Source organism: Shewanella salipaludis, assembly GCF_012911865.1.
GTDB classification, from domain to species: Bacteria; Pseudomonadota; Gammaproteobacteria; order Enterobacterales; family Shewanellaceae; genus Shewanella; species Shewanella salipaludis.
Genome location: NZ_JAAXYH010000001.1, coordinates 68052 through 86126, shown reverse-complemented (window position 1 = coordinate 86126; position 18075 = coordinate 68052). Strand labels below are relative to the sequence as shown.

At 55.6% G+C, this 18075-nt stretch carries 13 protein-coding genes; 3 read left to right on the top strand and 10 right to left on the bottom strand.

Annotated elements, in window-relative coordinates; genetic code table 11:
• Positions 1–91 precede the first annotated feature (91 nt).
• On the top strand, positions 92–2308 hold the full coding sequence (locus tag HC757_RS00295) for a M3 family metallopeptidase (protein WP_169562274.1): 2217 nt from the start codon (positions 92–94) through the stop codon (positions 2306–2308).
• A gap of 140 nt (positions 2309–2448) precedes the next feature.
• Here the strand turns inward: HC757_RS00295 and HC757_RS00290 are convergent, their stop codons facing one another.
• The gene (locus HC757_RS00290; protein WP_169562273.1) at positions 2449–4599 is read right to left on the bottom strand and encodes a M3 family metallopeptidase; all 2151 of its coding nucleotides are present in this window, start codon (positions 4597–4599) and stop codon (positions 2449–2451) included.
• A gap of 615 nt (positions 4600–5214) precedes the next feature.
• On the opposite strand from HC757_RS00290, the gene HC757_RS00285 reads away from it, so the two are divergent.
• On the top strand, positions 5215–7242 hold the full coding sequence (locus HC757_RS00285) for a bifunctional 2',3'-cyclic-nucleotide 2'-phosphodiesterase/3'-nucleotidase (RefSeq protein ID WP_244623011.1): 2028 nt from the start codon (positions 5215–5217) through the stop codon (positions 7240–7242).
• A gap of 146 nt (positions 7243–7388) precedes the next feature.
• On the opposite strand, the gene HC757_RS00280 is transcribed toward HC757_RS00285, so the two are convergent.
• Positions 7389–7892: an AAA family ATPase gene (locus tag HC757_RS00280; RefSeq protein ID WP_169562271.1), complete on the bottom strand. Its 504-nt coding sequence runs from the start codon at positions 7890–7892 to the stop codon at positions 7389–7391.
• Positions 7889–8623 (bottom strand): Sir2 family NAD+-dependent deacetylase, encoded by a 735-nt coding sequence (gene cobB / locus HC757_RS00275; RefSeq protein ID WP_169562270.1) that lies wholly within the window; start codon positions 8621–8623, stop codon positions 7889–7891. The genes HC757_RS00280 and cobB overlap by 4 nt, the downstream gene beginning before the upstream one ends.
• 251 nt (positions 8624–8874) lie before the next feature.
• Here cobB and fur point away from each other — a divergent pair, with 251 nt between their 5' ends.
• Positions 8875–9306, top strand: coding sequence for a ferric iron uptake transcriptional regulator (fur, locus tag HC757_RS00270; RefSeq protein WP_169562269.1), 432 nt, complete (start codon positions 8875–8877; stop codon positions 9304–9306).
• Between the two features lie 53 nt (positions 9307–9359).
• On the opposite strand, the gene HC757_RS00265 is transcribed toward fur, so the two are convergent.
• From HC757_RS00265 to HC757_RS00235, 7 genes are all read right to left on the bottom strand, one after another.
• Positions 9360–9857: a GNAT family N-acetyltransferase gene (locus tag HC757_RS00265; protein WP_169562784.1), complete on the bottom strand. Its 498-nt coding sequence runs from the start codon at positions 9855–9857 to the stop codon at positions 9360–9362.
• 91 nt (positions 9858–9948) lie between these two features.
• The gene (locus HC757_RS00260; protein WP_169562268.1) at positions 9949–10875 is read right to left on the bottom strand and encodes an AEC family transporter; all 927 of its coding nucleotides are present in this window, start codon (positions 10873–10875) and stop codon (positions 9949–9951) included.
• Positions 10876–10976: 101 nt separating this feature from the next.
• The gene (sucD, locus tag HC757_RS00255) at positions 10977–11849 is read right to left on the bottom strand and encodes a succinate--CoA ligase subunit alpha (protein ID WP_169562267.1); all 873 of its coding nucleotides are present in this window, start codon (positions 11847–11849) and stop codon (positions 10977–10979) included.
• The gene (sucC, locus tag HC757_RS00250) at positions 11849–13015 is read right to left on the bottom strand and encodes an ADP-forming succinate--CoA ligase subunit beta (RefSeq protein ID WP_169562266.1); all 1167 of its coding nucleotides are present in this window, start codon (positions 13013–13015) and stop codon (positions 11849–11851) included. Before sucC ends, sucD begins: the two co-directional genes overlap by 1 nt.
• 78 nt (positions 13016–13093) lie before the next feature.
• Positions 13094–14287, bottom strand: coding sequence for a 2-oxoglutarate dehydrogenase complex dihydrolipoyllysine-residue succinyltransferase (gene odhB, locus HC757_RS00245; RefSeq protein WP_169562265.1), 1194 nt, complete (start codon positions 14285–14287; stop codon positions 13094–13096).
• Between the two features lie 30 nt (positions 14288–14317).
• Positions 14318–17149 carry a 2-oxoglutarate dehydrogenase E1 component gene (sucA, locus tag HC757_RS00240; protein ID WP_169562264.1) on the bottom strand — a complete coding sequence of 944 codons (2832 nt, stop codon included), beginning with the start codon at positions 17147–17149 and terminating at the stop codon, positions 14318–14320.
• A 212-nt stretch (positions 17150–17361) separates the two neighbouring features.
• Positions 17362–18069 carry a succinate dehydrogenase iron-sulfur subunit gene (locus HC757_RS00235; protein WP_169562263.1) on the bottom strand — a complete coding sequence of 236 codons (708 nt, stop codon included), beginning with the start codon at positions 18067–18069 and terminating at the stop codon, positions 17362–17364.
• Positions 18070–18075 lie beyond the last annotated feature (6 nt).

The following is an 18075-nucleotide window of genomic DNA, read 5'->3' as shown; positions in this document are numbered from 1 at the left end:
GGTGCGCCTCTCCGGGGCATACACCCCAACTAAAGCAGCGACAGAGCTAATTAAAACAGACTCAAAATCCAATAAAATAGAGGGGAGTAACATGAAGAAGGGATACAGCCTCAAGCCCATAGTTTCGGCCATGACCTTGGCCCTGGCGCTCGGCGCCTGCAGCAACACGAGCCCGGCCGGCGACACACTGGCGGGCAGCAAGGGACTGGGGGTCGATGCCAAACAGTTCGCCGTACCGGCCCCTACGGACACGAATCCGTTTTTCCGCCCCTACAACACCTTCATGGGCATACCGGATTTCGCACACATCAAGCCGGAGCATTATCTGCCCGCCTTCACCGCCGGCATAGCCCGGCAGCGAGCCGAAATCCAGGCGATCATCGACAATCCCGCCGCCCCCAGCTTCGCCAACACGGTCGAAGCCATGGAATTTTCCGGCGACCTGGTGACTGAGGTAGGAAATGTCTTCTACAACCTCACCAGCGCCGATACCAGCGAGGCACTGCAGGCCATTTCCAAGCAAGTCTCGCCACTCCTGTCTGCCGCCGCAGACGACATCTTGCTGAACGACAAGCTGTTTGCCAGGGTAAAGGCCGTGTATCTGAGCCGCGACAGCCTGGATCTCAACCACGCCCAGGCCAAGCTGCTGGAAGACACTTACCTGTCCTTCGTCCGTGGCGGCGCCAACTTGAGTGTGCAGGACAAGGCCAAGCTGCGTGAGCTGAACGGCAAGATAGCCAAACTCAACCTGGAATTCGGCGATAACCTGCTGGCGGAAACCAACGCCTTCGAGCTGGTGATAGACAACCCGGCCGATCTCGCCGGCCTGCCCCAGGACGTGATAGACACGGCGGCCCAGACCGCCACCAAACGCGGCCATGGCGGCAGCTGGGTGTTCACCACCCAGAGACCATCCATCACCCCCTTCCTGACCTATGCAGATAACCGCGCCCTGAGGGAAACCCTCTTCAAGGGTTACATCAACCGCGGCAACAATGACAACAGCCATGATAACAAGCGGGTGCTGGCGAAAATTGCCGCCCTGCGCGCCGAGCAGGCCCAACTCCTGGGTTACAAGAACCATGCTGAGCTGGTATTGGAAGAGCGCACCGCCAAGACCCCGGAACACGTCTATGCCCTGCTCGACAAGGTCTGGCCGGCGGCACTGCAACAGGCCAAGGCCGAGGTGGCCGACATGCAGCAGCTTATCGACGCCCAAAGTGGCGGCTTCAAGCTGAAGGCCTGGGACTGGGCCTATTATGCCGACAAGATCCGCGTCGCCAGATACAGCTTCAACGAGCAGCAGACCCGGCCCTACTTCTCGCTGGAAAATACCCTCAAGGGGGTGTTCTACACCGCCAACCGTCTCTTTGGCATCACGGTCAAGGAGCGCAAGGATCTGCCCAAATACCACCCGGATGTGCGCACCTTCGAGGTGTACGATAAAGACGGCAGCCTGATGGCCATCTTCATGGGCGACTATTATGTGCGCGACAGCAAACGCGGCGGCGCCTGGGCCAACGCCTACCGTAAGCAGTACCGCATGCATGGCGAGGATGTTAAGCCCATCATAGCCAATGTGCTCAACTTCCCGCGCCCCGCGGGCAACGAACCTGCACTGCTGACCTTCGATGAGGCCAGCACCCTGTTCCATGAGTTCGGTCATGCCCTGCATGGCATGCTGTCGAACGTCGAATACCGTTCTCAATCCGGCACGGCTGTGCCGCGCGACTATGTCGAGTTCCCATCACAGGTGATGGAAAACTGGATGACCCAGCCGGAAGTGCTGGCCCAGTTCGCCAAGCATTACCAGACGGGAGAAGTGATACCCCAGGCATTGGTCGCCAAGATCCAGGCCGCCAGTCAATTCAACCAGGGCTTCAACACGGTCGAGTATCTGGCGGCCACCAAGCTGGATCTGGACTGGCATACCCTGACAGATACCCGGCCCAAGGATGCGGCCAAGTTTGAAGCCGACGCCCTGGCGAAGATGGGGCTGATCCAAGAGATAGCGCCGCGCTATCGCAGCACCTATTTCAGTCACATCTTCGCCGGCGGCTATTCGGCCGGCTACTACAGCTATCTGTGGTCGGATATTCTCGGCGCCGATGCCTTCGAGGCATTCAAGGAACACGGCATCTTCGACAAGACCACAGCCGATGCCTTCAGGAATAACGTCTTGTCCCAGGGTGGCAGCGAAGATCCCATGTTGCTCTACCGCAGGTTCCGCGGTCAGGATGCGGGCATAGAGCCGCTGCTGCGCAGTCGCGGCCTGCTGGGCGACGCAGGCAAGGCGGTTAAGTTCTAAGCGGACCAAGGCCCGGGCTTGCAACGGCATTCGCCTGGGCCATAAAAAAAGGGGAGCCAATGGCTCCCCTTTTTCATTTCTCTGTTTCATTCCGCTGCTTCATGCCTCTGCGGCAGTGATGCCATCGAGGCTGGCTTGCCTTAGTCGACCAGGCCACGGCGCTTGAGCAGCGCATCTGTGGTCGGCTTGCCGCCGCTGAAGTTGATGTAGTCCTGCATCAGATCCTGGCTGTTACCCTTGGACAGCACTGTCTCGCGGTACTTGGTGCCGTTTTCCAGCGTCAGACCACCGCGCTTGCCGATAACGGCGAAGGAATCGGCCGCAAACACTTCGGTCCACAGGTAGGCATAGTAACCGGCCGAGTAGCCGCCGCCGAAGCTATGGCTGAAGTAGGTGCTCTTGTAACGTGACGGAATAGGCGCGTAATCCAGACCATGCTTGGCCAGTGCCTGTTTCTCGAACGCGGCAACATCTTTTATCTCGGTACTGGCCGGGATTGAGTGCCACTCCATGTCCAGCAGCGCCGCCGCCAGATATTCAACAGTGCCGAAGCCTTGGTTAAACTGCTGTGATTTTAATACCTTGGCAAGCAAGTCGGCAGGGATAGCCTCGCCCGTCTTGTAATGCTTGGCATAGTTGGCAATCACCAGGGGATCTACGCTCCAGTCTTCGTTCGCCTGTGACGGGAACTCGACGAAATCACGGGCGGTGGAGGTGCCGGCCAGACTCGGGTATTTCACCTGGGAGAACAGGCCGTGGATCCCATGACCGAACTCGTGGAACATAGTGCTCACTTCGTCGAAGGTCATCAGCGTTGGCTGACCTTCGGCCGGCTTGGGAATGTTGAGCGCGTTATAGACTACCGGCTTGGCCTTCAGCAGACCGGACTGAGTCACCAACTCGTCCATCCAGGCGCCGCCATTCTTGCCTGGGCGGGCATAAGGGTCCAGGTAGAACAGACCTATGGAGCTGCCATCCTTATTGAATACTTCGAAGGCTTTCACGTCTTTATGCCATACCGGCAGATCGTCACGGGATTTGATCTCTATGCCATACAGCTTGTTCATGGCGAAGAAGAGGCCGTCGTGCAACACACGGTTGAACTCGAAGTAAGGCTTAACCAGCCCCTCATCCAGGGAATACCTTTCCTGACGCACTTTCTCGGCGTAGTAGGCCCAGTCCCAGGCCTGGAGTTCGAAATCGGCGCCCGATTTCGCTATCTCGGCCTGAATATCGGCCGCCTCGACTTTGGCCTTGGCCAATGCCTTGGGCGCCAGGTCATCGAGTATGCCGTAGACGGCTTCCGGGGTCTTGGCCATCTGATCGGCAACCGTATAGGCGGCCCAGCTTGGGTAACCCAGCAACTGTGCCTTTTCGGCTCTCAGTTGCGCCAACTTGATATCCAATGGACCATTGCTGTCCATGGCGCGATAGGCCGAGGTTTCCCAGATGGTCTTTCTCAGCTCGCGGTTCGCCAGACGCGACAGTATGGGTTGCCTGGTGGTGTTCACCAGGGTGATCATATAACCCTCTTTGCCCGCTTCTTTCGCCGCGGCCGCCAGGGAGGCGATTTCATCTTCAGACAAGCCTTCCAGCTGTTGCTTGTCCTGTACCAAGATCACGTCGTCTTTGAATGACTTGAGTATGTTCTGGGAGAACTCGGTGCCCAGCTTGGCCAGTTCACCGTTAAGCTCGCGCATCTTGGCCTTGTCGGCATCGGACAGCTTGGCGCCGGCACGTTCGAACTTGCTGTAATAGAAGTCGACCAGACGCTGATCTTCGGCATTGAGCTGGTCCTTGGCGTCGTACACCGCCTTTATCCGGGCAAACAACTTGGCATCCAGATAGATATTATCTTCATGCTCGGTCAACTTAGGCACCATGTCGGCTTCGATCTTGATGAAGTTGTCATCTGAAATCAACCCGGCCAGGTTGAAGAAGGCACGGCTGACGCGGCTGAGCAAGGCACCCGTGGTCTCCAGAGCCACCAGGGTGTTGTCGAAGGTCGCCGGCGCGGCGTTGTCCGTGATGGCCAGGATTTCGGCCTTATGCTGCTGCATGCCGAGTTCGAAGGCGGGCACGTAATCGCCGATGTTCAGCTTATCGAACTGTGGCGCCTGATCTTGCAGTGTGCTCTTATGCAACAAGACGTTTTCGGCACCCCTTGGGGCCGATATTTGAGCCTCAGTCTTCACGCTCTGGGTCTCCGTGATGCTTTCTGCTGAATTCTCGGAACAAGCGCCGAGCATTAACGCCGCACTCACGGCGGTGGTGATAAGAGTTTTACGCATTTGAGCTTCCTTAGGTCTTCGCCCTTTCAATTTTATTGTATGTATTCAGTCAATTCTGTCGGTGAAAGGGGCAACAAATCGATGTTTGACCGCATACCATATCAAGCCTGCCCCCCAGGGGACAATCTTTAATCTTCACCCTTGGCCCCATCCCGGCACGAACGACGCTTTATTATGCTTGCCGCCTCTATGCCCGCAGTGCCAAGCCCTGGCCTCGCCATCAACAAAGAAGCCATCGACAAAGAGGCAGTCAACAGAGAGGCCGTCAGCCAGATGCCCGCGGCACCGCGGCTGCGCCGTCGCATCCGGGCGCAGCTATTATGCGGCGACAGCGCAATTTAGCCCCAAGAAACAAACAGCTGATTTGTAACAGATTGATACAAGAATTATCCCTTCGGGTCATATAGCTTTCATCTGCACAGGGCATAATCCCCCCGCCGTCGCAGGGCAAATAACCCATAGGCCCGCCACGGCATCGCAGGCACCCGGATGTGCGGCGTGCCAGGGGTCAGATAAAACAATATGAGACTGGATATGCAGAACAAGAAACAAGTTAACCCATCGGCGGCAAAGGTATTGCAGGGCAAGCCGCAGCCTGGAAAGGCCCTGCTGGCCATGATGCTGGCCGCCACATGCGGACTGGCGGGCTGCAGTTCGGATGAGCAACAGGATGAAGAGGCACGGGTCGGGCTGCGGATCCTCGAAACCACGGACCTGCACACCAACATCATGGATTTCAACTACTACAGCGGTAAGGAAGATCCCACCATAGGCCTGGCACGCACCGCCAGCCTGATCCACGCCGCCAGGGCCGACGCCGACAACTCTGTGCTGGTCGATAACGGCGATCTGCTGCAAGGCAGCCCCATGGGTGACTACATGGCCAAAACCGGTCTGCAGGCCGGCGAGGTGCATCCCGCCTATAAGGCCATGAACCTGCTCGGCTATGACGTGGGCAACATAGGCAATCATGAGTTCAACTATGGCCTGGACTTTCTGGAAAAATCCCTGAGCGGCGCCAACTTTGACTACATCAACGCCAACGTCTACTGCGCCGATGCCCAGGGCTGCTGGCACGACATAAAGCAAGGCGAACACTTGTTCACCCCCTATGTCATCAAGGAAAAAACAGTCGTCGATGCCAAGGGCAACAGCCATAGCCTCAAGATAGGCTACATAGGCTTTGTGCCACCGCAGATCATGTTGTGGGATAAGCAAAACCTCACGGGCAAGGTCCGAGTCGAGGGCATAGTGGCGACGGCAAACAAATACGTGTCGCAGATGAAGGCCGAGGGCGCCGATGTCATCATCGCCATTCCCCATTCTGGCCTGGGCTCGAGTGACAATCCGGGCGATCCCGCAGCCGAAAATGCCAGCTACGCCCTCACCTATGTCGATGGTATAGATGCTGTCATGTTCGGCCACAGCCACTCCATCTTCCCCGATGCCAGGTACGCCGACTTGCCCAATACCGACGTGGAAAAGGGCCTGCTGAATGGCGTGCCCGCCGTGATGCCGGGGCGCTGGGGCGACAACCTGGGAGTCGTCGACCTGAGCCTGGCATACAAGGCGGGAAAATGGTCTGTTGTCGATGCCAAGAGCCAGGCCATCCCCATCTACGACGGTGCCAACAAGTTGCCTCTGGTGGCAGCCGACGGCGCTATCCATGATGCTGTGGCGCAGGAACACCAAGGCACGCTCGCGTTCGTCGCCGAGCCCATAGGGGTAGCCGCGGCCGACATGTACAGCTTCCTGACCCTGGTGCAGGACGATCCTACGGTGCAGATAGTCTCGGACGCCCAGATTGCCAGGGTCAAGGCGCAACTCCCCGCCAACCTGAGCCAACTGCCCGTGCTGTCGGCATCTGCGCCCTTCAAGGCCGGTGGCCGTCATGGCACCAGCAGCGACGCGGATCAATATGTGCAGGTCGATAAGGGCCCGCTGACCTTCAAGAATGCCGCCGACTTGTACCTCTACCCCAACACCCTGGTGGTGGTCAAAGCCACGGGGGCGGAACTCAAGGACTGGCTCGAATGCTCGGCCAATCAGTTCAACCTCATAGATCCCGACTCGAGCGCCCCCCAATACCTGATCAACTGGGAAGGCCATCCGACCTATAACTTCGATGTGCTCGATGGCCTCAGCTATCAGATAGATGTGACTCAGCCGAGCAAGTTTGACCGCGACTGCATGCCACTCAATCCTGGGGCGAACCGCATTCAGGCCTTGAGCTACACGGACGAGACGGGGGCTGTGTTCAGCGGCGAGGCGCTGGCGGCAAAAGAATTCATCGTCGCCTCCAACAACTACCGCGCCTTCGGTGGCAAGTTTGCCGGCACGGGTGCGGATCATGTGGTGCTCGAACTGCCGGATACCAACCGTGAGGCGCTGGCATCCTACATCAGCGCCGAGTCTCAGTTCAATGCGGTCACGGGCCAATACGAGGCCATGGTCAACCCCAGTGCCGACTACAATTGGGATTTCAAGAGCATAACGACGGATGTGCCACTGGACGTGCGTTTCGAAACCCAGGACAGCGCCAAGGCCGCCGCCTTCATCGCCGCCAATCAGCAGCGCACCATGGTGAAGGTCGCCACCGACGCGTTGGGCTACGCCGTCTATCGGATAGATCTGACGCAATAAACACCCCTCCCCCCCAAAAAAAACAGGCCGAGCGCTGCTCGGCCTGCTTGCATCTCCTCAGGCTCGTCATGGGCCTGATTTTTCAACCCAAGTGCCCGGTCACTGCAGCCGGCTCTTTCTCTTTCTCTTTAACTTTATCTTTACCTTTATCCTGGGCCAACGCTCACATCATCGTCTTCAAAATTTTTCGCCATGCTGCCAAGCTGGGCCAGCGGCACCCCGTGGCGATTGCGTTCGGCGCATAACGCCCTGTGGCGGGGATCTCTGGGGTTACCTATCAGCACCTTGCGCACCCCATACCCCAGGGCCTGTGCCGCCGCCTCGTAGGCCATATACTCCCAATGGGCGAGATTGGTGTTGTCACAGATCACCACAGGCTCCCCCCGAGCCAGCGCCTGAATGAACCCCGTCAGGTTACGCTGATGGTATTCGGCCAGGCGCGCGACATTGAAACGGTACTCGCCCTCGACGAGGAAAAAATCATCGGTGGAAAACAGTCCATGACGACGTATGCGCAAGGCCAGTGGCAGTGGCTGTGAGGCGATAAACTGTTCGACCCAGTGGGACTTGCCACTGCCGGGCAGGCCGCGCATTATGATGGCCAGTTTAGCGGGCGCGAGCAGCTCGGTGGAGGCTTCTGGCCGGCTCATGCTTGCAGCAACTCCTTGTCTATCTCATGTCCTGCCAGTATCGCCTCAACCAGTTTAGGGACTATCACACTGGCCTTGCCTTCGAAATGACACTGAAACTGGCTGTGAGGTTCGACCCCCGAGAGATTCACTTCCACCGTCCTGGCACCATGATGGTTGGCGGTATCGACAAAGCCCGCCGCCGGATAGACGGTGCCCGAGGTGCCTATGGCGATGAATAAGTCGCAGCGCTCCAGCGCGGCATGGATCTTGTCCATCCCCAGTGGCATCTCGCCGAACCAGACCACGTGGGGCCGCAGTCGTTGCCCGGGAATACAGCAAGTGCAGAGGTTGTCGGGGCCGAAGGGCTCACGCAGCAGGAAGGTCTGTCCCGAGCTGGGACAGCGGCCCTTGACCAGTTCACCATGCATATGCAGCAAACGTTTCGAGCCCGCCTGCTCATGCAAGTTATCGATATTCTGGGTGACCAGCAGCAGCTCGCCGGGGAACGCCTGCTCCAGCCTGGCCAGCGCCAGGTGCGCCGCATTGGGGTGGACATCGCCGTGGCGCAACTGTTGCCAACGGCTGTTGTAGAAACGTTCGACCAAGGCCCTGTCCCTTTGGTAGCCTTCAGGCGTGGCAACATCCTCGATATCATGCTCTTCCCATAAGCCGTCTTGTGCCCTGAAGGTTTTCAATCCGGATTCCGCCGAAATTCCCGCGCCGGTTAACACTAGAATATGCCGGTACATGCTGCTCCCTTTGGTGAGTTTTCTATTACCGGGGCAGTGAAATCGGCCAAACCGGCCTGAAGCGACAATACCCCCACAAACGCTAAGCTCTAATCGGTTGCATTTTTAGCAATCGAAGACAGCCTCTTACAATTTATCCACATATGGTCCCTTATTGCCAGAACAAAGGTTTAAGTTTTTAGGTTGAGCACATATAATGGATTATTAAATACATGGATGAACCTATTGGTTCTGCAATCAAGAGATTAGCAATGACAGATGGAAACCAAGCGCTAAAAAAAGCGGGTTTGAAGATTACCCTGCCACGAGTCAAGATCCTCGAGCTGATGCAAGAGCCTGAAAACCAGCATATCAGTGCCGAAGACTTGTATAAGAAGTTGCTCGAAATTGGCGAAGAAATAGGTTTGGCGACAGTTTACCGTGTGTTAAACCAATTCGATGATGCCGGCATAGTGACACGCCACCATTTCGAGACCGGCAAGGCCGTCTTCGAACTGTCGACCCAGCATCACCATGACCACCTGGTGTGCCTGTCTTGCGGCAGGGTGATCGAATTTTCCGACGAGGTTATCGAACGCCGCCAGCTGGAAATTGCCGCGCGCCACAACATCAAGCTGACCAACCACAGCCTCTACCTCTATGGTCATTGCACCAACGATACCTGCGATCATAACGACGAGTAATAGCGCGCCGTCGCTGTCAGCATAAAAAAACCAGCCCTAGAGCTGGTTTTTCTTTACAAAAACTTGTGATAAATATTCACCCTGTGGCCCATGAAGCTATTCTTCTCCCGCCACTGCATCCCCACCTTCCTGGCCACACCTTCGGATCCCGTGTTGCCTTCCAGAATGAGGGCGATGGCCTCCTCTATGCCGTGATGGTGAAATTCGGCCAATGCCGCCTCTGCGGCCTCATGGCCTATCCCCTGACCCCAATAGGCGGGCAGATACCGGTAACCCAGCTCGACTTCATCGAATTCCGTGATGTATTTAGGGCCGCAGAAACCTATCACCTGATTATCTGCCTTATGTTCCACCGCCCAGCGACCATAGCCAAACTCCTGATAGTTGGCGAAAATCACCTCCCGCAACAGGGTGGCAGCCTGCTCCCTGGAGCTGAAGGCATCACCGGGAATGTAGGTCAGCACTTCGGGGATGCTGTTGAGCTGAAAAATGGCTTCAACATCGTCCTCGGTAAACTGACGTAATATGAGACGCTCGGTTTCGGTGATTATCATAGTCGCTCCTTGCTATGAGTCGGTGGGAATACAGCCTCTTTTATACCCAGAGCCTTGAGTAATAACAAGATCTTCCCAGATTTTATTGTTACAGGAGCAACCAGAGCCAAAAACTGAAGCTCAGTACACTGAGCAGGGTCGACAACACCACACAGGTGGCCAGCGTGCCCTGATGCGACTGCAACTGAGTGGCTATCAGGTAGGCGTTCACCCCTAAGGGCGAGGCGCTGAGCAGCACCAACATGGCGACGCTATCCGCCGGCAGGGCAAACAACCAATGGCCGCACAGATATACCAAGGCCGGCAACAGCAACAATTTCAGCAGGCTCGCCAACAAGGCCAAGCGCCAGTCATTGCCTATACGGTAGAAACTCAAATTGGCCCCGAGGACAAACAAGGCGCAGGCCAGCGCCGGCTGGGCCAACAACCTGAGTCCGGCCTGCAACTGCTGCGGCAACACCAGGCCGACGGCGTTGGCCAAGAGTCCCAGCAGAATGCTCAACACCACGGGATTGAGGCACATGGAACGGCCAAATTGGCGCCAGGAGAATCCCTGGGCCTGCCCCTTGGCGGCCAGAATAAAGGTCAGCGCAAACAACAGCGCGCTATGGAAGGTGATGATCATGAACACCTTGCCCAACATATCCTGCCCCAACGCGGCGATGATAATGGGCAAACCGACCAGCACCGTATTGGAATAGCTGGCGCCCAGGGCAAATACCCCGCTGGCTCGGGTGGTGCGCAGCGACTCGGGGGCAAACAGCCGGTTGAGCCCGAACCCCAGACCATAGAGTATCAACACGGGCACATAAAACGCCAACAAGGCATGGATATTCAGAGTCTGACTCAAGGGCGCGGCCAGCATATTCAGGAACAGGAAGGCGGGAATGCTGACATAAAAAGTGAACTTGCTGATGCCGGCGATCTGGGTCTCGGTGAAAAATTTCCTGTCGGTCAACAGGTAACCCAGGAGCACCAGAAACAGCAGCGGGAAGATGATGGAAACTATGTTCATACTGACTCTTTGATATTAGCTGGCTCAAATGGACTGGCCCACGGCAGTCAAGCCACAAAAAAGGCGCCCTAGGGCGCCTTCTTTACCTCAACCGTCTGGGATTACCAGCCGGTTTTAGTACGCAGTGCCTTGCCGATATCGGCAAGTGAGCGAACAGTGGTGACACCGGCCGCTTCCAGTGCTGCAAACTTGTCAGCCGCAGTACCTTTACCACCAGCGATGATAGCGCCGGCATGACCCATGCGCTTACCTTCTGGTGCAGTCACACCTGCGATGTAAGATACCACAGGTTTAGTCACGTGTGCCTTGATGTACTCGGCCGCTTCTTCTTCAGCAGTACCACCGATTTCGCCGATCATGACAATGGCTTCTGTCTGTGGATCGTTCTGGAACATTTCCAGCACGTCGATGAAGTTGGTGCCTGGAATTGGGTCACCGCCTATGCCTACGCAAGTAGACTGGCCGAAACCTTCATCAGTCGTCTGCTTAACCGCTTCATAGGTCAGGGTGCCTGAACGTGAAACGATACCGACTTTACCACGCAAGTGGATGTGACCTGGCATGATGCCGATCTTACACTCACCAGGAGTGATAACGCCTGGGCAGTTAGGGCCTATCATGCGAACGCCGGTTTCTTCCAGCTTGACCTTAACTTGCAGCATGTCCAGAGTAGGAATGCCTTCTGTGATACAAACGATCAGCTCTATGCCGCCGTCGATAGCTTCCAGGATGGCATCTTTACAGAAAGGTGCAGGTACATAGATAACAGAAGCGGTGGCGCCGGTAGCGGCAACTGCGTCTTTTACCGTGTTGAACACAGGCAGACCCAGGTGAACCTGACCGCCCTTACCTGGAGACACACCACCGACCATTTGCGTACCGTAATCGATAGCTTGTTGTGAGTGGAATGTACCTTGACCGCCAGTGAAACCCTGACAGATAACCTTGGTATCTTTATTGATTAAGACAGACATTATTTGCCCTCCGCAGCTTTAACTACTTGCTCAGCCGCGTCAGTCAGACTGGTAGCTGCAATGATATCAAGACCGGATTTGGCCAGCACTTCGCGGCCCAGTTCGGCGTTAGTACCTTCCAAACGTACAACCACAGGCACTTTAACACCGACTTCTTTAACCGCACCTATGATGCCTTCGGCGATCATGTCACAACGCACGATGCCACCGAAGATGTTAACCAGAACCGCTTTCACATTGCTGTCAGACAGAATGATCTTGAAGGCTTCGGCAACACGTTCTTTGGTCGCGCCACCGCCTACGTCGAGGAAGTTGGCAGGCTTGCCGCCGTGCAGGTTGACTATGTCCATGGTACCCATGGCCAGACCGGCACCGTTCACCATACAGCCAACGTTGCCGTCCAAAGCAACATAGTTCAGTTCGAACTTGGCAGCGTGGGCTTCACGGGCATCATCCTGTGAAGGATCGTGCATGTCGCGTATTTTTGGCTGACGGAACAGTGCGTTGCCATCGATACCTATCTTGCCGTCCAGGCAATGCAGGTTGCCATCTGTGGTGATAACCAGAGGGTTAATTTCCAACAGGGCGAAATCGTGATCGACAAACATGTTACCCAGACCCAGGAAGATCTTGGTGAACTGCTTCATTTGTGTTGGGTTCAGACCCAGCTTGAAGCCAAGATCACGGGCTTGATAAGCCTGAGGACCCGTCAGTGGATCTATGATGGCCTTGTGGATGAGTTCCGGCGTTTCTTCAGCCACTTTCTCAATCTCAACACCACCTTCGGTCGACGCCATGAACACCACACGACGAGTGCTACGGTCAACAACCGCGCCCAGGTAGAGTTCATTGGCGATGTCGGTGCAGCTCTCAACCAAGATCTTAGCGACAGGCTGACCTTTCTCATCAGTTTGATAAGTCACCAGATTTTTGCCTAACCAGTGTTCGGCAAAGGCTCTGATTTCTTCTTTATCGCCAGTGACTTTAACGCCACCTGCTTTACCACGGCCGCCGGCGTGTACTTGACACTTAACAACCCACATATCTCCGCCAATATGGCCTGCCGCTTCTACCGCTTCTTGAGGGGTATCACAGGCGAAACCTTCTGACACTGGTAAACCATATTCGGCAAATAGGGCTTTTGCCTGATACTCATGCAAATTCATGATGATCTATCCGTATACTTCAAATCAAATCCAATTGGCCCCGGGGGGCCAATCACGAGGGTAAAGTCTGGCTGTACCTTAGAGGTCGAGCAGCAGACGAGTTGGATCTTCCAGGAAGTCTTTAATGGCGACCAGGAAGCCAACAGACTCACGGCCATCAACGATACGATGGTCATATGAGAGTGCCAGGTACATCATGGGCAGGATTTCAACCTGACCATTGACTGCCATAGGGCGATCTTTGATGGCATGCATGCCCAAGATAGCGCTCTGTGGCAGGTTCAAAATTGGGGTAGACAGCAGGGAACCGAACACACCACCGTTGGTCACAGTGAAGTTACCGCCTGTCATGTCGGCAACGGTAAGTTTACCATCGCGACCCTTGAGCGCCAGTTCACGTACCGCTTTTTCGATCTCGGCCAGATTCATGGTATCTGTATCACGCAGCACAGGGGTAACCAGGCCGCGAGGGGTAGAGACCGCGATGCTGATGTCGAAGTAGTTGTGGTAAACGATATCGTCGCCATCGATAGAGGCATTGACTTCAGGGAAACGCTTCAGCGCTTCGGTCACGGCCTTGATGTAGAAAGACATGAAACCTAAACGTATGCCATGACGCTTCTCGAAGATGTCCTGATACTGCTTACGGATATCCATGATGGGCTTCATGTTGACTTCGTTGAAGGTCGTCAGCATGGCGGTAGAGTTCTTCGCTTCCAACAGACGAGTCGCTATGGTCTTGCGCAGGCGTGTCATAGGGACGCGCTTCTCGCTGCGACCTTCGGCCAGTGGCGCGACTGCCGGAGCTGCAGCGGCTGGCTTGGCAGCCGTCTTGGCGAAGGCTTCGACGTCTTCCTTGGTGATGCGACCACCCACACCCGTGCCTTTGATCTTGCCGGCATCCAGGTTCAGTTCGGCCAACATGCGGCGTACCGATGGGCTCAGGGCATCGTTAGTCTCATCGCTGCTCGCTTCCGCTGCGGCAGGCGCCGCCGCTTCGGCCTGGGCCTTGGTCACTTCGGTACCTGCCACGGCACCGGCAACGAACTTGGCGATGACTTGCTCGCCCAGTACCGTGTCGCCTTCCTGAAACAGGAATTCGCTGATGTGGCCATCTTCAGGGGCAACCACTTCGAGTACCACTTTATCTGTTTCTATATCTACCAGATTTTGATCGCGAGAAATTGGCTCGCCAGGCTTAACATGCCATGTGGCAATAGTTGCATCGGCAACTGATTCTGGCAGTACGGGTACCTTGATTTCGATACTCATGGAAAGCTTTCCTTTTTATATTGTCTATTACTAAAGTGTTATTTCGAGTTTTAGGGCGCTGTTCACTAAAGACTCTTGCTGGCGTACGTGCAGATCCGGATAACCACAGGCAGGCGCAGCGGATGCTTCCCGGCCGGCATAGGTTAACTGAGCGCCTGCAGGAATGGTGGCCCAGAAGTGATGCTGGCTGCAATACCAGGCACCTTGGTTCTGAGGCTCTTCCTGACACCAGACAAAATCTTTCACATGCTGATAGTCAGCCAAGGCAGCGGTCATTTCATCGTGCGGGAACGGATATAACTGTTCGACACGGATGAGCGCTACGTTGGTGATATTTTCTTTGCGACGTTTTTCCAGCAGCTCGAAATACACCTTACCGCTACAGAAGACCACGCGATCCACTTGCTTGGCATCCAGGGTATCGATTTCACCGATAATATTCTGGAAGCTGCCTTCGGCCAATTCTTCCAGGCTGGATACCGCCAATGGGTGACGCAGCAGGGACTTGGGCGACATCACCACCAGAGGACGACGCATAGGACGCACCACCTGACGACGCAGCATGTGGTAAACCTGAGCCGGTGTCGAGGGCACGCACACCTGCATATTGTGGTTGGCACACAGCTGCAGGAAACGCTCCAGACGGGCGCTGGAATGCTCGGGTCCCTGACCTTCGTAGCCATGTGGCAGCAGCATGGTCAAGCCACACAAACGGCCCCACTTCTGCTCGCCGGATGACAGGAACTGATCTATCACCACCTGGGCACAGTTGACGAAGTCACCGAACTGGGCTTCCCATATGGTCAGGCCGCCGGGTTCGGCTGTGGCATAACCGTATTCGAACGCCAGCACCGAGGCTTCGGACAGCACAGAATCTGTGATGTCGATAGGCCCTTGCTCTTCGGCCACGTTACGCAGTGGCAGATAAGTGGTGGCATCGTTTTGATTATGCAGCACGGCGTGACGGTGGAAGAAGGTGCCGCGGCCAGAGTCCTGACCCGTGATGCGCACCCTCTTGTTATCTTCCAGGATAGAGGCATAGGCCAAGGTCTCGGCAAAGCCCCAGTCCAGCGGCTTCTCACCTTTGGCCATCGCAATACGGTCGTTGTAAATCTTGGCGACCCGCGACTGCAGCTTATGGTTCTCGGGCACATAGCTTATCTTGTTGGCCAGATTCTTGATTCTGTCGAGTGACATCTGCGCCGGGTAGGTTTCGTCCCACTCGCGGCCGATATAAGGTGTCCAGTCGACAGAATGCAACGTCATGGGACGCCATTCCCTGACCACACAATCACCATGATCCAGTGCGTCGCGGTATCCGTTAACCATGGAGGTCACTTCATCGGCGCCAATGACCTTGTCGGCGATCAGCTTGTCGGCATAGATCTTACGTGGCGTCGGGTGTTTCTTGATCTTGGCGTACATCAGCGGCTGGGTCGCACTCGGCTCATCGGCCTCGTTATGACCGTGGCGACGGTAGCAAACGAGATCTATCACCACATCGCGCTTGAACTCGTTGCGATAGTCGACAGCCAGTTGCGACACTAAGGCGACGGCCTCGGGATCGTCGGCATTGACGTGGAATATCGGCGCCTGCACCATCTTGGCGATGTCGGTACAATATTCGGTGGAGCGCACATCCTGCTGGCTGGACGTAGTGAAGCCAACCTGGTTGTTGACCACGATACGTATGCTGCCACCCACTTTGAAGCCGCGGGTCTGAGACATGTTGAATGTCTCTTGGACTATGCCCTGCCCTGTGATCGCCGAGTCACCGTGAATGGTGATAGGCATGACCTGCAGACCCGATTCACAACCGCGGCGGTCCAGACGGGCGCGTACCGAGCCCATGACCACGGGGTTGACGATTTCCAGATGCGAGGGATTGAAGGCCAGCGCCAGGTGGACGTTGCCGCCCGGGGTTTCGAAATCGGACGAGAAACCTTGGTGGTACTTAACGTCACCTGAACCGTGGGATTCCTGATGTTTACCGGCGAATTCGTCGAACAACTCACCAGGACGCTTGCCCAGCACGTTGACCAGGACGTTGAGACGACCGCGGTGGGCCATGCCGACCACGATTTCCTTGGTGCCGGCAGAACCTGCACGATAGATAATCTCGCGCAGCATGGGCACCAAGGCGTCACCGCCTTCGAGAGAGAAGCGTTTGGCACCGGGGAATTTGGCTCCCAGATACTTTTCCATGCCTTCGGCGGCATTCAGGCCTGCGAGAATGCGGGTCTTGACCGCCTTGTCGTAGTTGGCCTTGCCCAGAGACGGTTCGAGACGTTGCTGGATCCAACGCTTCTCTTCGGTATCTGTGATGTGCATGTACTCGGCACCGATAGAACCGCAATAGGTGCTCTTCAATGCCTTGACCAGATCCGCCAGCTTCATGGTTTCGCCGCCATGGGCGAACGAACCCGTATTGAATTCGCGCTGCATGTCTTCGGCGGTCAAACCGTGGAACGCAGGATCGAGTTCCGAAACCGCTTCGCGTTTCCACAGCTCCAGGGGATCCAGATTGGCGCCCTGATGACCGCGGAACCTGTGAGCGTTGATCAGCTGCAGGACCTTGACTTGCTTAGCATCGAGTTCAGGATCGGAAACGCGAGCCGAGCTCTTGTGACGTCCTTCCAGGGCTAAACTACGAAAATAATCACGTACTTTGGAGTGAGCAGCTTCGGGCGCGTCAACAGAGGCACCGTTCACCGGAGGGAGATTATCAAATACCGTACGCCAATCGTCGGAGACTGACTGAGGGTCTTCTTGATAGGCTTCATACATCTCTTCTACGTAGGTCGAATTTGCACCACTTAAGTGAGATGATTCGAGCCAGGCTTTCATGATGCCTTGGTGCATTTCTATTCCTTTCAAACTTTATACACGTGCTTAGCCATAAGTATTAACTATGCGTTTCATCGTCAAACGATGCGACGCATATATCTGCCGCCCTAGAGTTCCAGATTTCACGGCGTGGCGTATTCCTTTACACACAAAAGAGCCACCCCCCGCTATGGAAGGTGACTCTTCACGAGCTATATTATTATTGGTATTAGCTCAGGTTGTCGCATTTACACCGCTCTTTTCAACAGCATGGACTTGATATGACCTATTGCCTTGGTCGGATTAAGACCCTTGGGACAAACGTCAACACAGTTCATGATGCCATGGCAACGGAATACGCTGTAGGCATCATCCAGCCCAGACAAACGTTCCTCCGTCGCGGTATCGCGGCTATCGATCAAGAAGCGATAGGCGTGCAGCAAACCACTAGGACCAATAAATTTATCAGGATTCCACCAGAAAGATGGGCAAGCCGTCGAGCAACAGGCGCACATGATGCACTCATACAGGCCGTCCAGATGAGCACGCTCCTCGGGTGACTGCAGATGTTCACGGGCCGGTGTCTTCTCATCATTGATGAGGAACGGCTTGATTTTCTCGTACTGGATGTAGAACTGAGTCAAATCGACCACGAGATCACGCACGACAGGCATACCAGGCAGTGGGCGTATTTCCAGTTTCTTACCCTTGAAGGTAGAAACCGGGGTAATACAGGCCAAGCCATTCTTACCGTTCATGTTGATACCGTCAGAACCACACACGCCTTCACGGCATGAGCGACGGAACGCCAATGTTGGGTCCTGTTCTTTCAGTTTGAGCAGCGCATCCAGGACCATCATATCGGAACCTTCGGCCACTTCCAGGGTGTAATCCTGCATGTAAGGCTTGGTATCTACATCAGGATTGTAGCGATAAACTGCAAATTGTAATTTCATCTCTGC

Coding starts and splice junctions, on each gene's coding strand:
- sucA (WP_169562264.1), bottom strand. CDS start 17,149: ATGCACCAAGGCATCATGAAAGCCTGGCTCGAATCATCTCACTTAAGT.
- HC757_RS00260 (WP_169562268.1), bottom strand. CDS start 10,875: ATGAACATAGTTTCCATCATCTTCCCGCTGCTGTTTCTGGTGCTCCTG.
- HC757_RS00290 (WP_169562273.1), bottom strand. CDS start 4,599: ATGCGTAAAACTCTTATCACCACCGCCGTGAGTGCGGCGTTAATGCTC.
- sucC (WP_169562266.1), bottom strand. CDS start 13,015: ATGAATTTGCATGAGTATCAGGCAAAAGCCCTATTTGCCGAATATGGT.
- HC757_RS00280 (WP_169562271.1), bottom strand. CDS start 7,892: ATGAGCCGGCCAGAAGCCTCCACCGAGCTGCTCGCGCCCGCTAAACTG.
- cobB (WP_169562270.1), bottom strand. CDS start 8,623: ATGTACCGGCATATTCTAGTGTTAACCGGCGCGGGAATTTCGGCGGAA.
- sucD (WP_169562267.1), bottom strand. CDS start 11,849: ATGTCTGTCTTAATCAATAAAGATACCAAGGTTATCTGTCAGGGTTTC.
- HC757_RS00295 (WP_169562274.1), top strand. CDS start 92: ATGAAGAAGGGATACAGCCTCAAGCCCATAGTTTCGGCCATGACCTTG.
- HC757_RS00235 (WP_169562263.1), bottom strand. CDS start 18,069: ATGAAATTACAATTTGCAGTTTATCGCTACAATCCTGATGTAGATACC.
- HC757_RS00285 (WP_244623011.1), top strand. CDS start 5,215: ATGATGCTGGCCGCCACATGCGGACTGGCGGGCTGCAGTTCGGATGAG.
- fur (WP_169562269.1), top strand. CDS start 8,875: ATGACAGATGGAAACCAAGCGCTAAAAAAAGCGGGTTTGAAGATTACC.
- odhB (WP_169562265.1), bottom strand. CDS start 14,287: ATGAGTATCGAAATCAAGGTACCCGTACTGCCAGAATCAGTTGCCGAT.